The organism is Xanthobacter flavus (assembly GCF_017875275.1).
Classification (GTDB): domain Bacteria; phylum Pseudomonadota; class Alphaproteobacteria; order Rhizobiales; family Xanthobacteraceae; genus Xanthobacter; species Xanthobacter flavus_A.
On record NZ_JAGGML010000001.1, the window covers coordinates 2,557,619 to 2,577,747 of the forward strand.

The window sequence follows — 20,129 nt, forward strand, 5'->3', positions numbered from 1 at the left end:
GACGGCTCTGGCGGCAGCCTTCAAAGTCCCGCCATACAGAGAGAAATCCCCGCATTCCGCCGTCTCCCACGTCGCTGCGCCCTTGACGCGGGAAGAGAATCGGGACTCGCGCGCCACAAGCGCGTCGAGAGACTTTCACGGCCAAGCCAAAGCAAAAAGGCCCGGCAGAGCCGGGCCTTCAAGATCAGTCAGTCTACTTGATTGATCTAGATCAAGCGCTGAGCTTCTTCACGCGGGCGGCAAGGCGGGAGACCTTGCGCGACGCGGTGTTCTTGTGAATGACGCCCTTGGTGACGGCGCGCATGATCTCCGGCTCGGCCGCCTTGAACGCGGCGGAAGCGGCGGTGGCGTCGCCGGTGGCGAGCGCGTCCTCAAGCTTGCGCAGGTAGGTGCGCACGCGGGAACGGCGCGAGCGGTTAACTTCGGTGCGGCGCTCGATCTTGCGCACCGCCTTTTTGGCGGAAGGCGTATTGGCCATCGGCCGTCCTTGCTGGTTCGCGCCCGGCGGCACGGCCATCTGGCCACTTCGCGTCGCGCATGAATGAGTGAACAAGCCGGCAGCCCATGCCGCCAGCTAGGTGGCGGGCTTATACGGTCGCGCGGCGTCCGCGTCAACACGTTGTGCGGAAAAGTCCTGCAAGCGTGGCGCCGTGGCGGCTTTACGGAACCCGCCGGCATCGCGTATGTGCTGCGCGCACTCTATATATGGCATGCCGGCAGGATGGCATGTCGGCAGCGCGAGGCTGAGGCCGGCGCGGCGCATCAAGGCGGGGGTTCGGCATGAGCGATGTGACGGTGACCGATCGTCCGGTGAACGACAGCCTGGTGACGGTCTTCGGCGGCTCCGGCTTTCTCGGCCGGCATGTGGTGCGGGCGCTGGCCATGCGCGGCTATCGCGTGCGCGTGGCGGTGCGTCGGCCGGAGCTGGCCGGCTTCCTCCAGCCGTTGGGCTTCGTTGGCCAGATCCAGATCTCCCAGGCCAATGTGCGCTATCCCGAGAGCGTCGCCCGCGCGGTCGATGGCGCCGAGGCGGTGGTGAACCTCGTGGGCGTGCTGGCCGAGGGCGGCCGGCAGTCCTTCGACGCGGTGCATGCCTTCGGCGCTCGCGCCGTGGCGGCGGCGACCGCGGCCCAGGGTGTGCCGCTGGTGCATCTCTCGGCCATCGGCGCCGATGCCAATTCCCCCTCCGGCTACGGCCGCAGCAAGGCCGCCGGCGAGGCTGCGGTGCGCGCCGCGGTCCCCGATGCGGTGATCTTCCGCCCCTCCGTGGTGTTCGGGCAGGAGGACGAGTTCTTCAACCGCTTCGCCGCCATGGCGCGCCTGTCCCCGGCGCTGCCGCTGATCGGCGGTGGGGTGACGAAGTTCCAGCCGGTGTTTGCCGGCGATGTGGCGGCGGCCGTGCTCGCCGCAGTCGATGGCAAGGCCAAGGCCGGCACTACCTATGAGCTGGGCGGCCCCGAGGTGCGCACTTTCCGGGAGCTGATGGAGCTGATGCTCGCTGAGATCTGCGCCAAGCGGGTTCTGGTGGACCTGCCGTTCGGCCTCGCGACGCTGATGGCCAAGCTGACCCAGTGGGCCCCCGGCGCGCCGCTCACCGTCGATCAGGTCGAGATGCTGCGCTCCGACAATGTGGTGTCGCAGGCTGCGATCGCCGAAGGCCGGACCCTCGCCGGCCTCGGCCTGACCCCCACCTCCCTCGCCGTGGTGCTGCCGACCTATCTCTGGCGGTTCCGCAAGGCGGGCCAGTTCACCCGCGTCGAGACCTGACCGGCGCGCCGGTCGCTCCCGACGCATCGCGCGGGGCCATCGCAATGGCGGCCCTCACCTCCACGGTGTGAAGGTTCACGACCGGCAGGCTTACCGCAGGTTCATCCATGGCTGGCGACGACAGGCGCTTCGAGATCAAGATCTGCGGCATCCGCACGGCGGAGGCCCTCGATGCCGCCCTTGAGGCGGGCGCCGATCTTGTCGGCTTCGTGCATTTTCCCAAGAGCCCGCGTCACCTCGCGCTGGCCGATGCACCGGCCCTCGTCGCCCGCGCCGCCGGTCGGGCGGGCAAGGTGGCGCTGCTGGTGGACCCGGACGACGCGCTGCTTCAGGCGGTGATCGCCGCCGTCTCGCCCGACATTCTCCAGCTGCACGGCCATGAGACGCCCGAGCGCGTCGCCGACATCCGCGCCCGCTTCGGCCTGCCGGTGATGAAAGCGCTGCCCGTGGCCCGCCGCGAGGACCTTGCCGTCCTGCCCGCCTACGCGGCGGTGGCGGACCGCATTCTGTTCGACGCCAAGCCCGATCCTGGCGCGCTTTTGCCCGGCGGCAACGGCCGGCCGTTCGACTGGGCGCTGGTCGCTGGCCTTGACGTCAACCGGCCTCTCATGCTTTCCGGTGGCCTTACCGCCGACAACGTGCCGCAGGCCCTCGGATTGGTCCGGATGGACGGCGTGGACGTATCGTCCGGCGTGGAGGACGCGCCCGGCGTGAAAAGTCCCGACAAGATCCGTGCCTTCGTCGCTGCGGCGCGGCGCGCCGCATCCACCTCATCCTTGCAAGACCCCTTATCGAAGGCCCGCGCGTCGTGACCGTTCTCAATTCCTATCGCACCGGCCCCGATCACCGCGGCCATTTCGGCATCCATGGCGGCCGCTTCGTCGCGGAGACGCTGATGCCGCTCATCCTGGAGCTGGAGCAGGCCTATGAGGCCGCCAGGGTCGATCCCGCCTATCACGCGGAGATGGCCGGCTACCTCACCCATTACGTGGGCCGCCCCTCGCCGCTCTATTTCGCCGAGCGCCTCACCAACCATCTCGGCGGCGCCAAGATCTACCTGAAGCGCGAGGAGCTGAACCACACCGGCTCCCACAAGGTGAACAACGTGCTCGGCCAGATCCTGCTCGCCCGCCGCATGGGCAAGGAGCGGGTGATCGCCGAGACCGGCGCCGGCCAGCACGGCGTCGCCACCGCCACCATGTGCGCCCGCTTCGGCCTGAAGTGCGTCGTCTATATGGGCGCGGTGGACGTGGAGCGGCAGGCCCCCAACGTGTTCCGCATGAAGATGCTGGGTGCGGAGGTGGTGCCCGTGCAGTCCGGTTCGCGCACCCTCAAGGACGCCATGAATGAGGCGCTCCGCGACTGGGTGACCAACGTCCACGACACCTTCTACTGCATCGGCACGGTGGCCGGCCCGCACCCATACCCGGCCATGGTGCGCGACTTCCAGTCCATCATCGGCCGCGAGACCCGCGAGCAGATGCTGGAGATGGAAGGGCGCCTGCCCGACAGCCTCTTCGCCTGCGTCGGCGGCGGGTCGAACGCGATGGGCCTGTTCCACCCCTTCCTCGATGATCCGGGCGTCGCGATCTACGGCGTCGAGGCGGCGGGTCGTGGCATCGACACGCACGAGCATGCGGCCTCCATCGCCGGCGGGCGCCCGGGCGTGCTGCACGGCAACCGCACCTACCTGCTCATGGACGGCGACGGCCAGATCACTGAAGCCCATTCCATCTCGGCCGGCCTCGACTATCCCGGCATCGGGCCGGAGCATTCCTGGCTGAACGACGTGGGCCGCGTCACCTACCTCAACTGCACCGACCAGGAGGCGCTCGACGCCTTCCAGGTGCTGACCCGGCTCGAGGGCATCATTCCCGCGCTGGAAACGGCCCATGCCATCGCCAAGGTGATCGAGCACGCGCCCAAGCTGCCGGCGGACCACCTGATGGTCGTCAACCTTTCCGGCCGTGGGGACAAGGATGTCCCCCAGGTGGCGGAAATTCTTGGAACGCGTCTGGGGGCATGACCATGAAGGGCATCTGGGGGAAAGTCGGGTCGTTCGCGATCGTCGGCGCGGCGGTCGCCGCCAGCCTCGGCGCTGCGCAGGCGGCCGGCCTCGAGCTGACGCCGGGCAAGATCTACACGGACGCGGCCGGCGCCTATGTGTCTGTGGCGGTGAAGAACACCGGCACCGACACGGTGGGCGAGGTGCAGGTCTCGTGCGAGTTCTTCGCCGGCAAGCGCTCCCTCGGCAAGGCATCCACCAAGCTCTTCTCCATTGTCGGCGGCGTCACCGGTACCGATCAGGTGCGCTTCCTCGGCGGCACCAACGCCACCCGCGCCACCTGCACGCTGGCCGGGCAGAAATAGAGCGCCGCATCTCCTCTCATCCAGGCAGGCCCATGACCACCCGCATCTCCGACCGCTTCGCCGCCCTCAAGGAAGAGGGCCGGCCGGGCCTCGTCACCTTCGTCACCGCCGGCGATCCGGACGGGGAGACCTCGCTCGCCATCCTCAAGGCGCTGCCGGGCGCGGGGGCGGACGTGATCGAGCTGGGCGTGCCCTTCACCGATCCCATGGCCGATGGCCCGGCCATCCAGGCGGCGGGGCTGCGCGCGCTCAAGGGCGGCCAGACGCTGGCCAAGACGCTGGAGATGGTCCGCGTCTTCCGCGAGGAGGACCAGAAGACGCCGGTGGTGCTGATGGGCTACTTCAACCCCATCTACGTCTATGGCGTGGATCGCTTCCTGGTGGACGCCAAGGTTGCGGGCGTCGATGGCCTGATCGTCGTCGACCTGCCGCCGGAAGAGGACGACGAGCTCTGCATCCCGGCGCTGAATGCGGGACTGGACTTCATCCGCCTCGCCACCCCGACCACCGACGACAAGCGCCTGCCCACCGTGCTCGCGAATACCGCGGGCTTCGTCTACTACGTCTCCATCACCGGCATCACCGGCGCGGCGACGCCGGACGCGAATGCGGTGGCGACCGCGGTGGCGCGCATCAAGAGCCACACCGCGCTTCCGGTGGCCGTTGGCTTCGGCGTGAAGACCCCCGAGCAGGCGGCTGCCATCGCTGCCGGCGCCGACGCCGTGGTGGTGGGCTCGGCGCTGGTCGAGGTGGTGCGCCGCACCCTCGACGAGGAGGGCAAGGCCACGTCCAACACCGTGATCGGCGTGGAAGCCCTCGTCAGCGAGCTGGCCGAGGCGGTGCGCGGCGTGCGGCGCTGAGCCGGCTTCGACCCAGCGTCAGCAAGGTGGTATGATCGCCGGGAATAGCGGCGGCTGCCGTACTTTCGCCGTGTCGGACTTGCCATTAGGGCGGAGGGGGGACTATGTGCGCCGCAGCGTGGCGCTGCGCCCCTCCGTACCGGAGATGATCCCGTGAACTGGATTTCCAACGTCGTCCGCCCGAAGATCCGCGACTTCCTGGCGCGGCGCGAGGTGCCCGAGAACCTCTGGGTGAAATGCCCCGAGACCGGGCAGATGGTGTTTCACAAGGATCTGGAAGCGAACCTCTACGTCATCCCGGCGTCCGGCTACCACATGCGCATGGATGCGGTGACGCGGCTGAAGAACACCTTCGACGACGGCGCCTACGAGGAGGTCACCCTTCCCGAGGTGGCGACAGACCCGCTCAAGTTCCGCGACGAGCGCCGCTACGTGGACCGCCTGAAGGACGCCCGCACCAAGACCGGCTACCAGGACGCGGTGAAGGTCGCGACCGGTATGCTCACCGAACTGCCCGTCACCATCGCCGTGCAGGATTTCGGCTTCATGGGCGGCTCGCTCGGCATGGCCGCCGGCGAGGCGGTCGTGAAGGGGTTGGAGACGGCCGCCGAGCGCGGCACCCCCTTCATCATGTTCGCGGCCTCCGGCGGCGCGCGCATGCAGGAGGGTATCCTCTCCCTGATGCAGATGCCGCGCACGACCGCGGCCATCCAGGAACTGCGCGAGACGAAGAAGCCCTACATCGTCGTGCTCACCAACCCGACCACCGGCGGCGTCACAGCCTCCTATGCCATGCTGGGCGACATCCAGATCTCCGAGCCCGGCGCGCTGATCGGCTTCGCCGGCCCGCGCGTGATCGAGCAGACCATCCGCGAGAAGCTGCCGGACGGTTTCCAGCGCGCCGAATATCTGCGCGACCACGGCATGCTCGACATGGTGGTGCATCGCCACGAGATGCGCGACACGCTGGGCCGCCTGTGCCGGATGCTGACCAAGGCGCCGGCTTTGCCGCCCAAGGGCCGGCTACCGGCTCCCCAGGCGGCGGCGTGAGGGAGGCCTGATCGCGGGCCTCAGTGGCCCCGGCTCGATGCACCATGGCACTGCCCCTGCCCGCCCGCGCCACGGACGAGATTCTCTCCCGCCTCGCCGCGCTTCACCCGAAGAAGATCGATCTGTCCCTCGCGCGGATGGAGCGTCTGCTGGAGGCGCTCGGCCATCCCGAGCGGCGCCTGCCGAAGGTGATCCACGTCGCCGGCACCAACGGCAAGGGCTCCACCATCGCCTTCATGCGGGGCATGCTGGAGGCGGCCGGGCAGAGCGTGCATGTCTACACCTCGCCCCATCTGGTGCGGTTCAACGAGCGCATCCGCCTCGGCGCCCGGGACGGCGGGCGGCTCGTCTCGGACGCGGCGCTGGCAGAGGCCCTCGACCGGGCGGAAGCCGCCAATGACGGCGCCCCCATCACCCTGTTCGAGATCACCACGGCGGCGGGATTCCTGCTGTTCGCCGAGCATCCGGCGGACGTGCTGCTGCTGGAGGTGGGCCTCGGCGGCCGGCTCGACGCCACCAACGTGGTCGATCACCCGCTGGCCAGCGTCATCACCCCGGTCTCGATCGACCATGTGGACTTCCTCGGCACCTCGGTCGAGGCCATCGCGGGGGAGAAGGCCGGCATCATCAAGCCGCGCTGCCCGGTCGTGGTGGGCGCCCAGACGGCGGAGGCGCTCGCCGTGATCGAGCGGGCGGCGGCACGGAAACTCGCGCCCTTGTTCGTGCGCGGCCAGCAGTGGAATGTGCAGGAGGAGGGCGGCCGGCTCGTCTATGCGGACGAGGACGGCCTTCTCGACCTGCCGCGCCCGCGCCTCGTCGGGCCGCACCAGATCGACAATGCCGGGCTCGCGGTCGCGGCGCTGCGCGCGGTGAAGCTGCCCGCCGCCCCCGAGGCCGGAATCCTGAGGGCCGACTGGCCGGCGCGCCTCCAGCGCCTCGCGCCCGGCCCGCTGACCGCGCGTGCGCCGGCGGGCGTGGAGCTCTGGCTCGACGGCGGGCACAATGCTGCCGGCGGCGCCGCCCTCGCTCATGCCCTGTGCGAGCTGGAGGAGCGTTATTCGCGGCCCCTCGTGCTGATCCTCGGCATGCTCGGCACCAAGGATGTCACCGGCTTTCTCCAGCCCTTCGCCGGCCTCGTGCGCGAAGCCATCGCCGTGCCTGTTCCCGGCGAGCATGCGGGCCTGAAGCCGGAGGACGTGGCGGCCGCCGCCGTGGGCCTCGGCATGAAGGCGAGCGTGGCGCGGGATGTCGCCGGCGCGCTGGATGGCATCGCGCGGGAAGCCGTGGTGCCGCCGCCGCGCGTGCTTATCGCCGGTTCGCTGTATCTGGCCGGCGCCGTACTCGCCGCCAATGGGACAGCGCTGGGCTGAGTCTGAAGCCTGCCGTCATTGCCCACCTTGTGCGGGCCATCCATGGGCCGGCCGCAAGGGTGCTTCAAACCGCGAGCAGCCGGAAGAGCGGCGGAGTGGATCCCCCGGACGAGCCGGGGGATGATGGCGCTCTGTCTCCTCAGACCCCCGCGAAGATGGACGCCCCGTTCTCCGCCTCGCCCACGGCGGCGCGGAAGGGGGCGAAGAGTTCACGGCCAACGCCCACATGGCTGGCGGAGAGGTCGGCCGTAGCGCTCGGTCGTGCAGCCCATTCGCCGGGCGGGACAAGCACCTCCAGCCGGCCCGCCACCGCATCGACCCGGATCATGTCGCCGTCGCGGATGCGGGCGATGGCGCCGCCGTCCAGCGCCTCCGGCGTGACGTGGATGGCCGCCGGCACCTTGCCGGACGCGCCCGAGAGGCGGCCGTCGGTGACGAGGGCCACCCTCTGCCCGCGATCCTGCAGCACGCCCAGCGGCGGCATGAGCTTGTGCAGCTCCGGCATGCCGTTCGCCTTCGGCCCCTGGAAGCGCACCACGGCCACGAGATCACCCGTGAGTTCGCCCGCCTTGAACGCGGCCTGAAGCTCCTCCTGAGAATGGAAGACCTTGGCTGGCGCCTCGATCACATGCCGTTCGGGCGCCACCGCTGAGGTCTTGATGACCGCGCGCCCGAGGCTGCCGTCCAGCACCTTGAGCCCGCCCGTGCTCTGGAACGGGGCCTCGACACCGCGCAAGACCTTGTCGTCGCCGCTTGTCGCCGCGCCGTCCCGCCAGTCGAGGGAGCCGTCGGGCGCCAGCACCGGCTCGCGGGTATAGGCTTCCAGGCCGCGGCCGAGGATGGTCTCGGCATCGGCGTGCAGCAGGCCGGCGGAGAGCAGCTCGCGCACCACGAAGGGCACGCCGCCCGCTGCGTGGAAGTGGTTCACGTCCGCCGAGCCGTTGGGATAGAGGCGGGCGAGCAGCGGCGTCACCTCGGCGAGTGCGGAGAAATCGTCCCAGCTCAGGGCGATGCCCGCCGCCGCCGCCATGGCGACGAGGTGAAGCGTGTGGTTGGTGGAGCCGCCGGTGGCGTGAAGGCCAACGATGCCGTTCACGAATGCCTTCTCGTCCAGCATCCGGCCGGCGGGGATGTGGTCGTTGCCGAGCGCGGTGATGGCGAGCGCGCGCTGGGCGGCGGCCTTGGTGAGGGCATCGCGCAGGGGCGTGTCCGGCGTCACGAAGGAGGCACCCGGCAAATGCAGGCCCATGATCTCCATGAGCATCTGGTTGGTGTTGGCGGTGCCGTAGAAGGTGCAGGTGCCGGGGCCGTGGTAGGACTGGCTTTCCGCCTCCAGCAGAGCGTCGCGCCCGACCTTGCCCTCCGCGTACAGCTGGCGGATGCGGGATTTCTCGTTGTTGGGCAGGCCGCTGGTCATGGGGCCGGAGGGGATGAACACCGCCGGCAGGTGGCCGAACGACAGCGCGCCGATGACGAGACCCGGCACGATCTTGTCGCAGATGCCGAGAAAGACGGCCGCATCGAACGTTTGGTGCGAAAGCGCCACGGCAGTCGAGAGGGCGATCACCTCGCGGGAGAACAGCGAAAGCTCCATCCCCGCTTCGCCCTGGGTGATGCCGTCGCACATGGCGGGCACGCCGCCCGCCACCAGCGCCGCGCCACCGGCCTCGCGCGCCGCCTCGCGCAGCAGCTCGGGATAGCGCTCATAGGGCCGGTGGGCCGAAAGCATGTCGTTGTAAGCGGTGACGATGCCCAGCGAAGGGCCGTCGCCCGCGCGCAGCATCGCCTTGTCCGAGGGACCGCAGGCCGCGAAGCCGTGGGCCTGGTTGGCGCATCCCAGCGCCTGCCGCTGCGGCCTGCGCTGGGCTGCCGCCGCGATGCGATCGAGATAGCGACGGCGGGCATCGTGGCTGCGCCTTGCGATGCGCTCGGTGATTTCCCCGACGCGGGCGTCGAGCGTGTGCTGTGCGGCCATGAGGCTCCTCCTTGCGGCGATCCTCCACCCTGAGCGACGCCCGACGCAAGGGATGGACGATCTCTAAAGAACGAGTTCGCCGTCGTCCTCGCCGTTCCACCAATGAAGGCGCTGGGCCGCGACCTTGATGAGGACGAGGCCAGGCGTATCGATGCCGGCGGGGAACCAGCGGTCGAGATCGGAGGTCCAGCGCGCCTCGAAGGCGGCTTTATCGCGGATGATCTGCGCCTTCCCCTCCACGGTGGTGAAGAAGGGGCGCTGGCCGAGAATGCCACTCGTGCCCTGGAGGGCGAGGCCCACATTGGGATCGCGGGCGATCTCGCTCACCGCGCGGGCGTCCTCCTGCGCGAAGAAGAAGCTGCTGCCGTCGTAATCCACGTCGCCATTGTTGCTCATGGGCCGACCGGCCAGCGCGCCGGCCTCGGTCTTGGTGAAGAGGGTGGTGAAATCGATGTCGCGCATCTTCTCAACCACTTCATCCAGCGTCATCTCGGCCATGGCGTCGTCGCTCCAGCTTGCATCCTGCAGTCAATGCCGGCGGGGCGATTTGGTTCAGCGTGGTCGGATGAGGATGCAAGCGGCGCTCGCAGGCGCGAACGTGCCGGCGGGGCCGTGCGGCGGGTCTGCTTGCGGCATTTCGAAAAACGAAGATGGTGCGGGCGGTCGGACTCGAACCGACATATCCGTGAGGACGGCGGATTTTGAGAGACCCCAGATGCCCTATCCTTTGTGTATCCGGGGGTATCCGTTTTCCCGATAACCGACTGTCAGCACTAGCTTTTTTCGGATATCGAGTCACCCATACCTAACCGGATGTACGCCACGGTTGGCTTTCTAGGTGCACCTATGTTGCACCTGAAATCCGACCTCATCGGAGGTTAGGAATGCCCAAAATCAAACTCACCAAGACCGCTGTAGACGCCGCAACCCCGCAGGAGCGCGATTACGAACTCCGGGATACGACGATACCCGGCTTCCTTGTCAAGGTCACCCCGGCCGGTCGCAAGATTTTCATGGTGGCCTATGTCGCCCATAACGGGCAGCGCCGAAAGCCCGCTATTGGCCGCTACGGCGAGATCACCGTCGAGCAGGCCCGCGGGATCGCTCAGGACTGGCTGGCCGAGGTTCGCCGCGGCCTCGATCCCAGCGCCGAGCGGGCCACAGCTCGGCAGGCACCCACGGTCAAAGAACTCTTCGACCGCTTCATCACCGACTACTCGGAGAGCCGCAACAAGCCGTCCACCGTTCATTCGAACCGCGGCTACGGCAAGCGCTACATTATCCCGGTGCTCGGCCAACTGAAGGTGCCCGACGTCACCCGCGCCGACATCTCGAATCTGATGAAGAAGATGTCGCACAAGCCCACGAACGCGAACCGCGTCCTGGCGGCCGTGCGGAAGATGTTCAACATGGCCGAGGTCTGGGGCATGCGCGCCGACGGGTCGAACCCATGCCGCCACGTCCCGAAGTACCCGGAACGGGGAAAGACCCGGCTGATCACCGACAGCGAGATGAAGAAGCTCTTCGCCTACCTTGCGCGCGCCGAGGCGGAGGGCCTTGAGCATCCCTTCATCCTCCTCGCGATCCGGCTCCAGTTCGAATTCGCGGCGCGCATGTCGGAGATCATCCAGCTCGAATGGTCGTGGGTCGATTACGACAACCGGCGCGTCGTCTGGCCCGACAGCAAGACCGGCGGCATGTCCAAACCCATGAGTGCCGAAGCGCAGCGGCTGTTCGAGACCGCTCCTCTCCTTGAGGAATCGCCTTTCGTCTGCCCGTCCGTCTTCGACCCCGACCTGCCGATGTCGAAGCACACCTATTATCAGGGCTGGCGACGCATCCTTGAGCGTGCAGGCCTCCCGCATATCGGAACTCACGGCATCCGGCATCGCTCGGCGACCGACATTGCAAACTCCGGCATCCCGGTGAAAGTCGGCATGGCGCTCACCGCCCACAAGACGGTGACTATGTTCATGAAGTACGTCCACACCGAGGACGACCCGGTGCGAGCCGCAGCGGAGGCGGTGAACCAGCGACGGCAGGCTCTGCTTGGCGGTCACTCGGCGAGCCCGCCTCCCACACCTACGCGGGCGCCGGTTGTGGAAGTGCCTTCGGTTGCGCCCGAAGTCGAGGTTATCGAGCCGGTGTTGACCGCGACCGGCAAACCCCTCGGCTACGAGGACGGCCAGTATGGTTCGCGCACCAAGCTCGGAAACTATCGGCCGTTCCGTCATCGCTCCGGCGACAATCGCGCCGTTCCGCCCGGCACCAAGCACGACGAGCCAAAGGAGGCGAGCCATGCGTAAGGACGCCAACCAGCGGCGCCGGTGGCCTACGGCGGACATCCTGCGTCGCGCGAGGTTTGTCGATGACGCAGGCCCGATCCGCTTCGTCGATACCGAGGCGGCCGCCCGCTACCTCGCCCTCGAAGGGCATACGCTGGAATGCTACCGCTCGCTGGGTGGCGGACCCGTATTTCACAAGTTTGGAAAATGGGTCCGCTACGCGGTCGATGATCTCGATGTTTGGGCCGAAAGTTGCCGTCGCGTGACCACGGCGTCGCCGGCCGCTCCGCGCATCCTTCCCATTGACCCGACATAGCCCGGAGGCTATATGAAGTGGGAAGTCCAAATCCACCCGGCCTTTGAGGGCGAGGTTTTGGCCTTTGAGCGCGATGTCCGCGAGGCGTTGCTCGCGGTTGCCAAGCTGCTGTCGGATTACGGCCCGCAGCTTGGTCGGCCCCATGCCGATACGCTCAAGGGGTCTAGCCATGCCAATATGAAGGAGCTGCGGTTCGAAGTGGCCGACGGCGAATGGCGCGCAGCCTTCGCCTTCGATCCAGAACGAAGAGCAATCCTGCTGGTAGCAGGAGACAAGTCGGGCGGAAGCCAGAAACGCTTCTATAGGAAGCTGATAGCAAAAGCGGATTTCCGGTTTTCCGAGCATCTGGAAAGCCTGAAAGCCGTAAAGAAGGGAAAGTGAGATGGGCCGGAACCTGAACGACTTCATCGCAACGCTGCCTCCGGGGGAGCAGGTCGCGATCGATACGCGCTATCAGGAGCTCAAGCAGGAGGTCGAAGGCCTGCGCGAGTTGCGCCAGATAGCGGGTAAGGCCCAGGCCGATATCGCCTCCGCGCTCAATATCAAGCAGCCTTCGGTCTCTAAAATTGAGAAGCAGACCGACATGTATCTCTCGACGCTTCGCAGCTATGTCGAGGCGGTGGGGGGTAAGCTCGAATTGACCGTCAAACTGCCGGAGCGTCCTGCTCTGCGAATTCACCATCTCGGCGATGACGGTGCCGCACCGCAGAAATCGGCTCGTCGGCCGCGCATCGGCGCGCAGATCGGCGGTGCCCGTGGGCGCTAGTTACCCGGATCGAGGATCCTTGTGAGCGATTTGGCATGAGAAAGAACTTTGACTGACGATCTGCGTCAGCGGCCTGGGGGCAGGAATGCGCATCGTCTATCTGGAGGTCCAGAACTTCCGTGGAATCAAATCTCTGGTTTGGGCACCTGCGGCGGGCATGAACTGCCTGATCGGCCCCGGCGACTCCACAAAAACGACCATCCTCGATGCCATCGAGCTGTGTCTAAATCCCCGCTCGTATAGCTTCGCCGATGATTGCGACTTCTTCGACCTCGATATCGAGAAGCCGTTGCGGATCACTGTAACGTTGGCCGGGCTACCCGGCGACTTCAAAGCCGAGGACCGATACGGTTTACACCTTCGGGGCTGGAACCAGGCAGCTACGAAAATCGAGGACGAGTCCGGCGCGGGTTTGGAAGACGCGCTATCCATCACCGTAGTTATCGATCAATCGCTAGAGGCGCGATGGTCGATCCACAATGATCGTATCGATGCCATCGACAAGGACCCACCGACCGTACGTTACAAAGACGCCAAGCGGATGGGCACCAATCGCTTGGGACCGTATGCCGAACGACATCTCGGCTGGGGCCGAACCTCCGTCCTGACACGCATCGGCGAGGCTGGTGAGGGATATAGCCTTCAACTGGCGGAAGCCGGCCGGGCGGCCCGCACAGCCTTCAAGGCCGGCGATCAAGGTATCTTCAAAAAAGCCGTCGACCGGGCAGAGGAGCTGAGCAAGCTATTCGCCGTGCCCGTCCGAGGGAAATTCACAGCCGAACTGGACGTTCAAGGGGTCAGCATCACCTCTGGCGGGATTGCATTGCATGACGGCAACCTTCCACTCCGCCGACTTGGAACTGGGTCCTCTCGCCTTCTCGTGTCCGCGCTTCAGCACGACGCCGGCCCGCCTCATATCGCTATCGTCGACGAAATCGAACATGGTCTGGAACCGCATCGCGTCGCCCGGCTGCTCAAGTATCTGAAAACGCCCAAGGGCGGGGAAGGTGCCGTCCAGCCGCAGATGTTCGTGACGACACACTCGCCAGTCGTCATCCGCGAGCTAACCGCCTCGGATATTTTTGCCGTTCGATCGTCAGCGGGTGTGACGACCGTGGCGTCAGTTTCGGGACTGGCCAGAGACCTCGACACGGCGCAGCGTCACCTTCGCGGAACGCCTGAGGCCTTCCTCGCGCGCAAGGTTCTTGTTGGCGAGGGGCGAACGGAACAGGGCCTTATGCGCGGGCTAGATGGATGGTGGCATACTAGCGGCCGAGATTCGTTCGCATTGCAGGGAGCGGTCCCGATCGATGGCGGGGGCAAGGATAAGGCCCCACTTATCGCCGAGCATCTTCGCGATCTTGGATACGAGGTCTGGCTTCTTCTGGACTCCGACCAGCCGCCAAACGCGGAGGCCTTGCGCAGAGCGACCGACAAAGGCGCGGCCTTCTGGCAATGGCCTGACAACTGCTCGACCGAGCAACGGCTGTTTCTCGACCTACCCTGGGCCGGAGTACGCGCACTGATTGCCCTCGCAATCGAGTGCGTCGGACAGGACAGCGTCATCGCCGTCCTCGACAATGCCTTGAACGCCGCCGGCCTTCCGACCGTTTCCGCCGCCAAGCTGGGACCGGAGCGCGACACCGTGGATTTGCGTCGGCTGATTGGTAAGGTCGCGAACGACAAGAGTTGGTTCAAGGACATTTCACGCGGCGAAGGGTTGGCATCAGTTGTCGGCCCCCATTTGGCCAACGTGGCTGCAACTCCACTCGCCCAAGGGCTCGATGCCATGCGGACATGGATCGATGGCTCCTGAGGTAGACGCAGATATTGCGCGATTGGCGGCCGGCGTTCGACGGGGGAGCATCATTGCGGCCGCTGGCTGCGGGAAAACCGAGCAAATTGCCCGTGCGGTGGGCGTGTCCGAACATCGCCGGCTCATTCTTACGCACACGCATGCCGGCGTCGACGCGCTCACGCGACGCCTCAAGAAACTTCAAATTCCTAGCGGTAAGTATCGCATCGACACGATCGCCGGCTGGTGCCTCCGGTTTGCGGCTTCCTTTCCTCGGCGCTCCGGCATCCTTTCGACCGCCCCCAACTCCACGGCGGAGTGGGACGCAGTTTATGCCGCCGGAGCCTGCCTACTCGATAGTGGCGCCGTGGATGGGGTGATCAATTCTTCATATGGTGGCTGCTTCGTTGACGAGTACCAAGATTGCACCCTGCAGCAGCACGATGTGATCCGACGGCTCGCCAATCATTTGCCGACGTGCGTTTTTGGCGACCCGCTTCAGGCCATCTTCGACTTCCGGGGCCAAACGCCGGTTAGCTGGGAGAAGGATGTCTTTCCAAACTTTGGACAAGCAGCCGAACTGGCAACTCCATGGCGATGGAAGAACGCCGGGAACGAGGATCTCGCCGAATGGCTTCGAGCCGTGCGGCTGGCGCTTCAGAAGGGCGAAATTCTTGATCTCAGCAATCGTCCAAGTTGCGTAACCTGGACCGCCTTGCCCGCCGATCCGCGCCATCAGCAGGCTACAGTAGTCCGGCAATGCCTCGAATCGATGCGCGATGACCTGCTTGGAAACCTCATAGTCATCGGCGACAGCACTAGCGAAAACCGTCGATCGGCGCTGGCGCAGAAGCTCGCACAGCAAGGGTTCGTCAATATCGAGGCGGTCGGCTGCAAGACGCTTTTCGCCACGGCCAGAGCCATTGATGGGTCGGTCGGACAAGCGCGTTTCAAGATGCTCCTGGCTTTCGCCGCCAAATGTATGATCGGGGCCGACAAGGCAGAACTCCAGCGCGCCGTTGACGCCCGCCAACAGGGCCGCCGCTTGGGCCAGGCTAAATTCGGCGATCTTTTGCAGCTCACCGATGCGATCATCCAGGACGGTGGCGATGACTCGATGCTCGCCTTCCTCCAGGCGCTGCGAGATCGGCCGGGCGTCCGCATCTACCGCCGCGAAATGTACTTTGCGATGCAATCGGCCCTCCAGACCACGACGAAGACCCAACCCCCGAGCCTCCACGCGTCGATCTGGGAGGTTCAAAATCGAAGTCGTCACGCCGGTCGCCGATTGGGAATCCGCAGTATTGGAAGCACGCTCTTGGTGAAAGGTTTGGAGTTCGACCGAGCCATCGTGACATCAACCGACGCAATGAGCGGCAAGGATTTGTATGTAGCGCTCACGCGCGCGACGAAAACTATAAGAATTATATCGCCGAGCGTCCGCTTCACGCCTGCGGCGTAGAGCGCGCTTCTCACTCAGAACAACAACTCGGTGGAAGCATTGCGCCAAGACAAATGGCAACACGTCCAACGAACATAGAAGGTCATTCTAGGAGGATTTATGGCAACCACTGCTTACTCGCAACACTACGCTCGCGAGATCGACGTCGAGCAACTCGCATGGTTGCTGAGCGGAAGGCAGCCCATTGCCGCCGAGCAGGTTCCCGAAATAGATCCCAAATGGAGCGACTGGATTCGCTCGGACGTTCGATGTTCGTCGTGCGGCAGCACCGGCGCTCATGTCGTGCGTTCGGCTCGCGCCCGCGCAACGCAAAAGCTGATCAGGCAATCTCACTTCCGGTTCGTCGGGCAGGACGGCAACGACGCGCATCATCCTTTCTGTGAATTCTATGGCGAAGACGATGGCGTGCTCACCCAACCTGACGGGCTCGTGAATCTCGGGTCTGAGAAATCTGCAGAAACACGACTGATCAGAGAGCTTGTGTGCAAAGGTATCGAGCAGAAGCTATTCGATCAGTCGACGATCCGCGCCATGCGCCAATGGTTTTTCGAACTGAAAGCCTCTAGCCGCGTCCGGGTGACGGTCACACCTGAGCAAATTGAATGGACCCGATGCCTACGGCGCCACTCGCATTATCAACGCTGGACCTTCCATCCTGCCCAAGCAGAAATGCCAGGCTTCGATTGGGCAGCCGCGGCAAAGTACCAATTCACAGAAGAGCACCTTGCCCTGTTTGAACTTCTCAGGGAGACGCCGGTCGAGCCGCCGCATTGGCGTCGGGCCCAGGAACTGGCCACGAAGCACAAGGATCAGGAGGTTTTCGACGTCAGTGCCTTGCGGCCGCACTACGACGCAGCGCTCACGCTCTGTGGTTTTGTCGCGAAGAACGCTGGCATCAAGTTCAGTCCGATCAATCCTGATTCCTACAGGTGGAAGGGACCGCCGATTCCACTCCTTGCCCTCTGCGCACTGTCGTTGTTTGTCTGCCGGTGGGATATGAACGCGGCAATCGCAACGTTTGCGAAGCTCTTGACGGCGCCGGCGCCGGCTGACCTGTCTCTTGGCAATGTCATCGGTCTAAACCCATTTCACGAATACACACCTTGGCGCCTAGTCCAGTTGTCAACCGATATTGCAGCGCGTGGCTTCGAAGGATACCACTATCCCGCCCAACTGATGGCGATAGAAGCGAAGCTGCGCGAGCAATACCGCCTATGGAAACTGCAGAATCCATAGGCACCCAGCCTGGCCCTACGATCGCCTACTGCAGAAGATTCAGATCGAGCAGCGATTTCGCAAACCGCTCGATGAAGCGCCTTGCGTGGCGCATTCCATCGTCCAGTTCGGCCTCACTGATTTCGTGTGCTCGATGGATGATCCCGTCGCGTCGCCCGATTAGCAAACTCAGATTGTCCCGATGCGGCAATCTTTGAGGTGCCGTCAGGACGCCGATGCGCCGCGGCGCAGACTGGAGAGCGCCGAGCGCCTCGCGAGGGCCAAGCGTTTCGGTCCCGTTTTCCCGAAAAGCAGACAGCGCTAAATCGTCCCGAACCGGCGCATCATACTGTCAGCCGGCATGTTCGCCGTGCGCGGCCGCATCCAGCGCGAGGGCGAAGTCGTGCATCTCGTCGCCCAGCGCCTGACTGATCTCTCGGCGGACCTCGCCAGTGTCGGCGATCGCGACGCCGCATTCCCGCTGCCGCATGGACGCGGTGACGAATTCCACCATGGCTCGCCGACCCCCGATCCGCGCGGTCTGGCACCGAAGGGGCTGCGCACACGCGACATCTACGTCCGCGATCTGCACATCGACTCGATCAAGGTGAAGACGCGGGATTTTCGATGATTTTTAACGATCGGCCTTGAAAGCGGCAAGCGACCCCCTTAGGTTTCTCGTTAGTCAGATCTAATGAGAAGAGCTATGGCGACGCTTATTGCAGAGATACCAGATCACAGTCTGAAGGGCGCGCTTGAGGCCTTGTCTCCGTACGTTAAGCACGAAAATCTCAAGCTTTTCAGCCCGATTGCGGTCCCAAAGGACCAAGGTGACGACGAACTGGCGAAACTTGCACAAAAGGTCGTAGACGCAGTTCGTCCCAAACCCAGCCAGCCCCTGCGGAGAGAAGCGCTCCAAAAGCTTCTCAGTGGCCACGACACCTTCAGCAACCAAACCGGCCAAGCCGATCCCGCCCTCAGAAACGCCATGGGGGCGATTTCTAAAGCACTGAAAACCGTCTTCGCCCACGACCAAGCAGTCCGCCGCCTCGCAATCCCCAAGAAGACACACTTCCCCGATGGCGCTTATCGCGGAACCGTCTACATCCTCACGCCGCTCGGCGCCCGTGTTCGGGATCTGCTGAAGGCCGAGAACGCAATCTGAGGGACTGCAAAAGTGACAGCGTCCGATCTCAGAAGCAAAATTGCCGAAAACGGTTACTCCTTCATTCCACGGCATCGCTTGGGCATCGGTACTGTCGAAGTCGCCAGCGATTTTGGCGATCCGTTGACGCCCTGGGAAGGAGGCCTTGTTCAAACCCTGGTGCCTCGCGAGGACGCTGCTCCAAATACCTATAGCGGGAACTTCGGCTTGGGCAGCTTTCCGTTCCATACCGATCTTGCACACTGGCGCCGGCCCCCGCGCTATCTGTTGCTGCGATGCCAAGTGGGATATGACGACGTCCCCACGCTGCTGTTTGACGGTCGCGCGCTCATCGATGCCGTTTCCCGCGACACTCTCACACGGGCAATCTTCAAACCGCGGCGTCCACGCGACGGCACCCTTGCGCTGCTTCACCTTTTCGAATCTGCGGATGGCGCCGACCTATTACGGTGGGATGAAATATTCCTTCGGCCAGCAAGCAGAATTGGCGACGCGGCCGACACGCAGATCCGCGATTGGCTCGCTAAGAGCGTCCCATTGTCGATCGCGCTCGCCCATCCTGGCGATACTCTGATCATCGACAACTGGCGCATGTTGCACGCTCGGTCTCCGATCCCACCCGGGCGCGAGGATCGTTCAATACAAAGGGTATATTTGGGGGCACTTAAATGAAGAAGACTATCGAGCCGGGCGCAACACCGGCAACATATCATCCAGAAGCGCTATACGCGAAGGCCGAGCGCTACATTCAAAACATGGATGACTATGACAGCGATGAATGGGAATACGCGCTCTGGTCTAGCTTCTCCCTGGAATTCCTCGCTCGCGCAGCTTTGGCGAATGTCAGCCCAGCGCTGCTAGCTGAGGCCGATAAAAACGGATCAAATCTCCTGTTCGCGTTGGGGTTCGCTCCCTTCGAAGAGAGGTTCTCACCAAGATCCATTCCAATCAGTGAGGTGTTCAAGCGCCTTTCAGGCATCCTGCCGGAATTTACCAAGGAGCATGAGAGCTTCGGGGTCGTACATACCGGCAAGCGCAATGCCGAACTCCACTCCGGCGAACTGGCATTCGACGGCGTCAAGGGGTCGACTTGGCAGCCACGTTTTTATCAGACTTGTGCGATCCTCCTGACATCAATGGGAGTGACGCTCCCAGAGTTCGTAGGTGAAGACGAAGCGGAGGTTGCAAAAAAGCTTATCGACGCAGCCGACGACGAAAGCGCGAAGGCCGTAAAGGGCGATGTAGAGGCGCACAAAAAGGTCTGGAACGCCAAGCTCGATGACGACCGCTCGACGCTACAAACCCAGGCCGCAGTGTGGGCCACCCGTCAGAACGGCCACCGAGTCGACTGCCCATCGTGCGGCTCGGCGGCTCTTGTCCTGGGGGAGCCAGTTTCTGCTCCAACACAGAAGCTCGACGACGACGAAATCATCGAAACCCAAGAGTATCTTCCGACCCACTTCGAATGCGTCGCATGCGGTCTCAAGATCGCCGGTCTCTCAAGACTCGCTGTCGTGGGTCTCAGCGATCGCTACAAGAAAACCCAGACCTACGACGCGGCAGAATATTATGCGCCTGCCGACGATTGGTCCAACTATGAAGACGACAATAACGAACGCTGATCGACAGCATCGCAAACACGTCCACGCGCGGCCATCGGCCGGGAAGCGATCGCAGCCGTCACCCGGTTCCTGTTCCTAACGAAACGAGGCTTTGACCTGCACCTGCCGCCA

21 protein-coding genes are annotated in these 20,129 nt (G+C 64.7%); 18 read left to right on the top strand and 3 right to left on the bottom strand.

The window, feature by feature from the left end; all coding sequences use genetic code 11:
• Positions 1-211: 211 nt before the first annotated feature.
• Complete coding sequence (rpsT, locus tag J2126_RS12265) at positions 212-478, bottom strand: 30S ribosomal protein S20 (RefSeq protein WP_024276666.1); 267 nt, start codon at positions 476-478, stop codon at positions 212-214.
• Between the two features lie 302 nt (positions 479-780).
• On the opposite strand from rpsT, the gene J2126_RS12270 reads away from it, so the two are divergent.
• The 7 genes from J2126_RS12270 (at position 781) to J2126_RS12300 (ending at position 7,417) form a co-directional block, all read left to right on the top strand.
• Entirely contained in the window at positions 781-1,767 is a 987-nt protein-coding gene (locus J2126_RS12270) for a complex I NDUFA9 subunit family protein (RefSeq protein ID WP_209487288.1), read from the top strand.
• A gap of 107 nt (positions 1,768-1,874) precedes the next feature.
• Entirely contained in the window at positions 1,875-2,579 is a 705-nt protein-coding gene (locus tag J2126_RS12275) for a phosphoribosylanthranilate isomerase (protein ID WP_209487290.1), read from the top strand.
• On the top strand, positions 2,576-3,793 hold the full coding sequence (gene trpB, locus J2126_RS12280; protein ID WP_209487292.1) for a tryptophan synthase subunit beta: 1,218 nt from the start codon (positions 2,576-2,578) through the stop codon (positions 3,791-3,793). The genes J2126_RS12275 and trpB overlap by 4 nt, the downstream gene beginning before the upstream one ends.
• A gap of 2 nt (positions 3,794-3,795) precedes the next feature.
• The gene (locus J2126_RS12285) at positions 3,796-4,137 is read left to right on the top strand and encodes a hypothetical protein (RefSeq protein WP_209487294.1); all 342 of its coding nucleotides are present in this window, start codon (positions 3,796-3,798) and stop codon (positions 4,135-4,137) included.
• A gap of 32 nt (positions 4,138-4,169) precedes the next feature.
• Positions 4,170-4,997, top strand: coding sequence for a tryptophan synthase subunit alpha (trpA, locus tag J2126_RS12290; protein ID WP_209487296.1), 828 nt, complete (start codon positions 4,170-4,172; stop codon positions 4,995-4,997).
• 153 nt (positions 4,998-5,150) lie between these two features.
• On the top strand, positions 5,151-6,047 hold the full coding sequence (gene accD, locus J2126_RS12295) for an acetyl-CoA carboxylase, carboxyltransferase subunit beta (protein WP_209487298.1): 897 nt from the start codon (positions 5,151-5,153) through the stop codon (positions 6,045-6,047).
• 44 nt (positions 6,048-6,091) lie between these two features.
• Positions 6,092-7,417 (top strand): bifunctional folylpolyglutamate synthase/dihydrofolate synthase, encoded by a 1,326-nt coding sequence (locus tag J2126_RS12300; protein ID WP_209487299.1) that lies wholly within the window; start codon positions 6,092-6,094, stop codon positions 7,415-7,417.
• Positions 7,418-7,556: 139 nt separating this feature from the next.
• On the opposite strand, the gene edd is transcribed toward J2126_RS12300, so the two are convergent.
• Both edd and J2126_RS12310 read right to left on the bottom strand, forming a co-directional pair.
• Positions 7,557-9,392 (bottom strand): phosphogluconate dehydratase, encoded by a 1,836-nt coding sequence (gene edd, locus J2126_RS12305; protein ID WP_209487301.1) that lies wholly within the window; start codon positions 9,390-9,392, stop codon positions 7,557-7,559.
• Between the two features lie 63 nt (positions 9,393-9,455).
• Positions 9,456-9,890 (bottom strand): pyridoxamine 5'-phosphate oxidase family protein, encoded by a 435-nt coding sequence (locus tag J2126_RS12310; protein ID WP_209487303.1) that lies wholly within the window; start codon positions 9,888-9,890, stop codon positions 9,456-9,458.
• A 386-nt stretch (positions 9,891-10,276) separates the two neighbouring features.
• Between J2126_RS12310 and J2126_RS12315 the strand changes: the two genes are divergently transcribed.
• From J2126_RS12315 to J2126_RS12365, 11 genes are all read left to right on the top strand, one after another.
• On the top strand, positions 10,277-11,698 hold the full coding sequence (locus tag J2126_RS12315; protein WP_052819622.1) for a tyrosine-type recombinase/integrase: 1,422 nt from the start codon (positions 10,277-10,279) through the stop codon (positions 11,696-11,698).
• Entirely contained in the window at positions 11,691-11,993 is a 303-nt protein-coding gene (locus tag J2126_RS12320; protein ID WP_052819623.1) for a hypothetical protein, read from the top strand. The genes J2126_RS12315 and J2126_RS12320 overlap by 8 nt, the downstream gene beginning before the upstream one ends.
• 12 nt (positions 11,994-12,005) lie before the next feature.
• The gene (locus J2126_RS12325) at positions 12,006-12,374 is read left to right on the top strand and encodes a type II toxin-antitoxin system RelE/ParE family toxin (RefSeq protein WP_052819624.1); all 369 of its coding nucleotides are present in this window, start codon (positions 12,006-12,008) and stop codon (positions 12,372-12,374) included.
• Position 12,375: 1 nt separating this feature from the next.
• Positions 12,376-12,759 (top strand): XRE family transcriptional regulator, encoded by a 384-nt coding sequence (locus J2126_RS12330; protein WP_082178886.1) that lies wholly within the window; start codon positions 12,376-12,378, stop codon positions 12,757-12,759.
• An 85-nt stretch (positions 12,760-12,844) separates the two neighbouring features.
• Positions 12,845-14,575 carry an ATP-dependent nuclease gene (locus J2126_RS12335; RefSeq protein WP_052819625.1) on the top strand — a complete coding sequence of 577 codons (1,731 nt, stop codon included), beginning with the start codon at positions 12,845-12,847 and terminating at the stop codon, positions 14,573-14,575.
• Positions 14,565-16,016 carry a UvrD-helicase domain-containing protein gene (locus J2126_RS12340; protein WP_052819626.1) on the top strand — a complete coding sequence of 484 codons (1,452 nt, stop codon included), beginning with the start codon at positions 14,565-14,567 and terminating at the stop codon, positions 16,014-16,016. Before J2126_RS12335 ends, J2126_RS12340 begins: the two co-directional genes overlap by 11 nt.
• 99 nt (positions 16,017-16,115) lie before the next feature.
• On the top strand, positions 16,116-17,252 hold the full coding sequence (locus J2126_RS12345) for a hypothetical protein (protein WP_052819627.1): 1,137 nt from the start codon (positions 16,116-16,118) through the stop codon (positions 17,250-17,252).
• A 340-nt stretch (positions 17,253-17,592) separates the two neighbouring features.
• Complete coding sequence (locus J2126_RS12350; protein WP_245327298.1) at positions 17,593-17,862, top strand: DNA polymerase; 270 nt, start codon at positions 17,593-17,595, stop codon at positions 17,860-17,862.
• 75 nt (positions 17,863-17,937) lie between these two features.
• Positions 17,938-18,396, top strand: coding sequence for a hypothetical protein (locus tag J2126_RS12355; protein WP_209487305.1), 459 nt, complete (start codon positions 17,938-17,940; stop codon positions 18,394-18,396).
• Positions 18,397-18,408: 12 nt separating this feature from the next.
• Positions 18,409-19,068: a TauD/TfdA family dioxygenase gene (locus tag J2126_RS25780; protein ID WP_052819630.1), complete on the top strand. Its 660-nt coding sequence runs from the start codon at positions 18,409-18,411 to the stop codon at positions 19,066-19,068.
• Entirely contained in the window at positions 19,065-20,018 is a 954-nt protein-coding gene (locus J2126_RS12365; RefSeq protein WP_052819631.1) for a hypothetical protein, read from the top strand. Before J2126_RS25780 ends, J2126_RS12365 begins: the two co-directional genes overlap by 4 nt.
• Positions 20,019-20,129 lie beyond the last annotated feature (111 nt).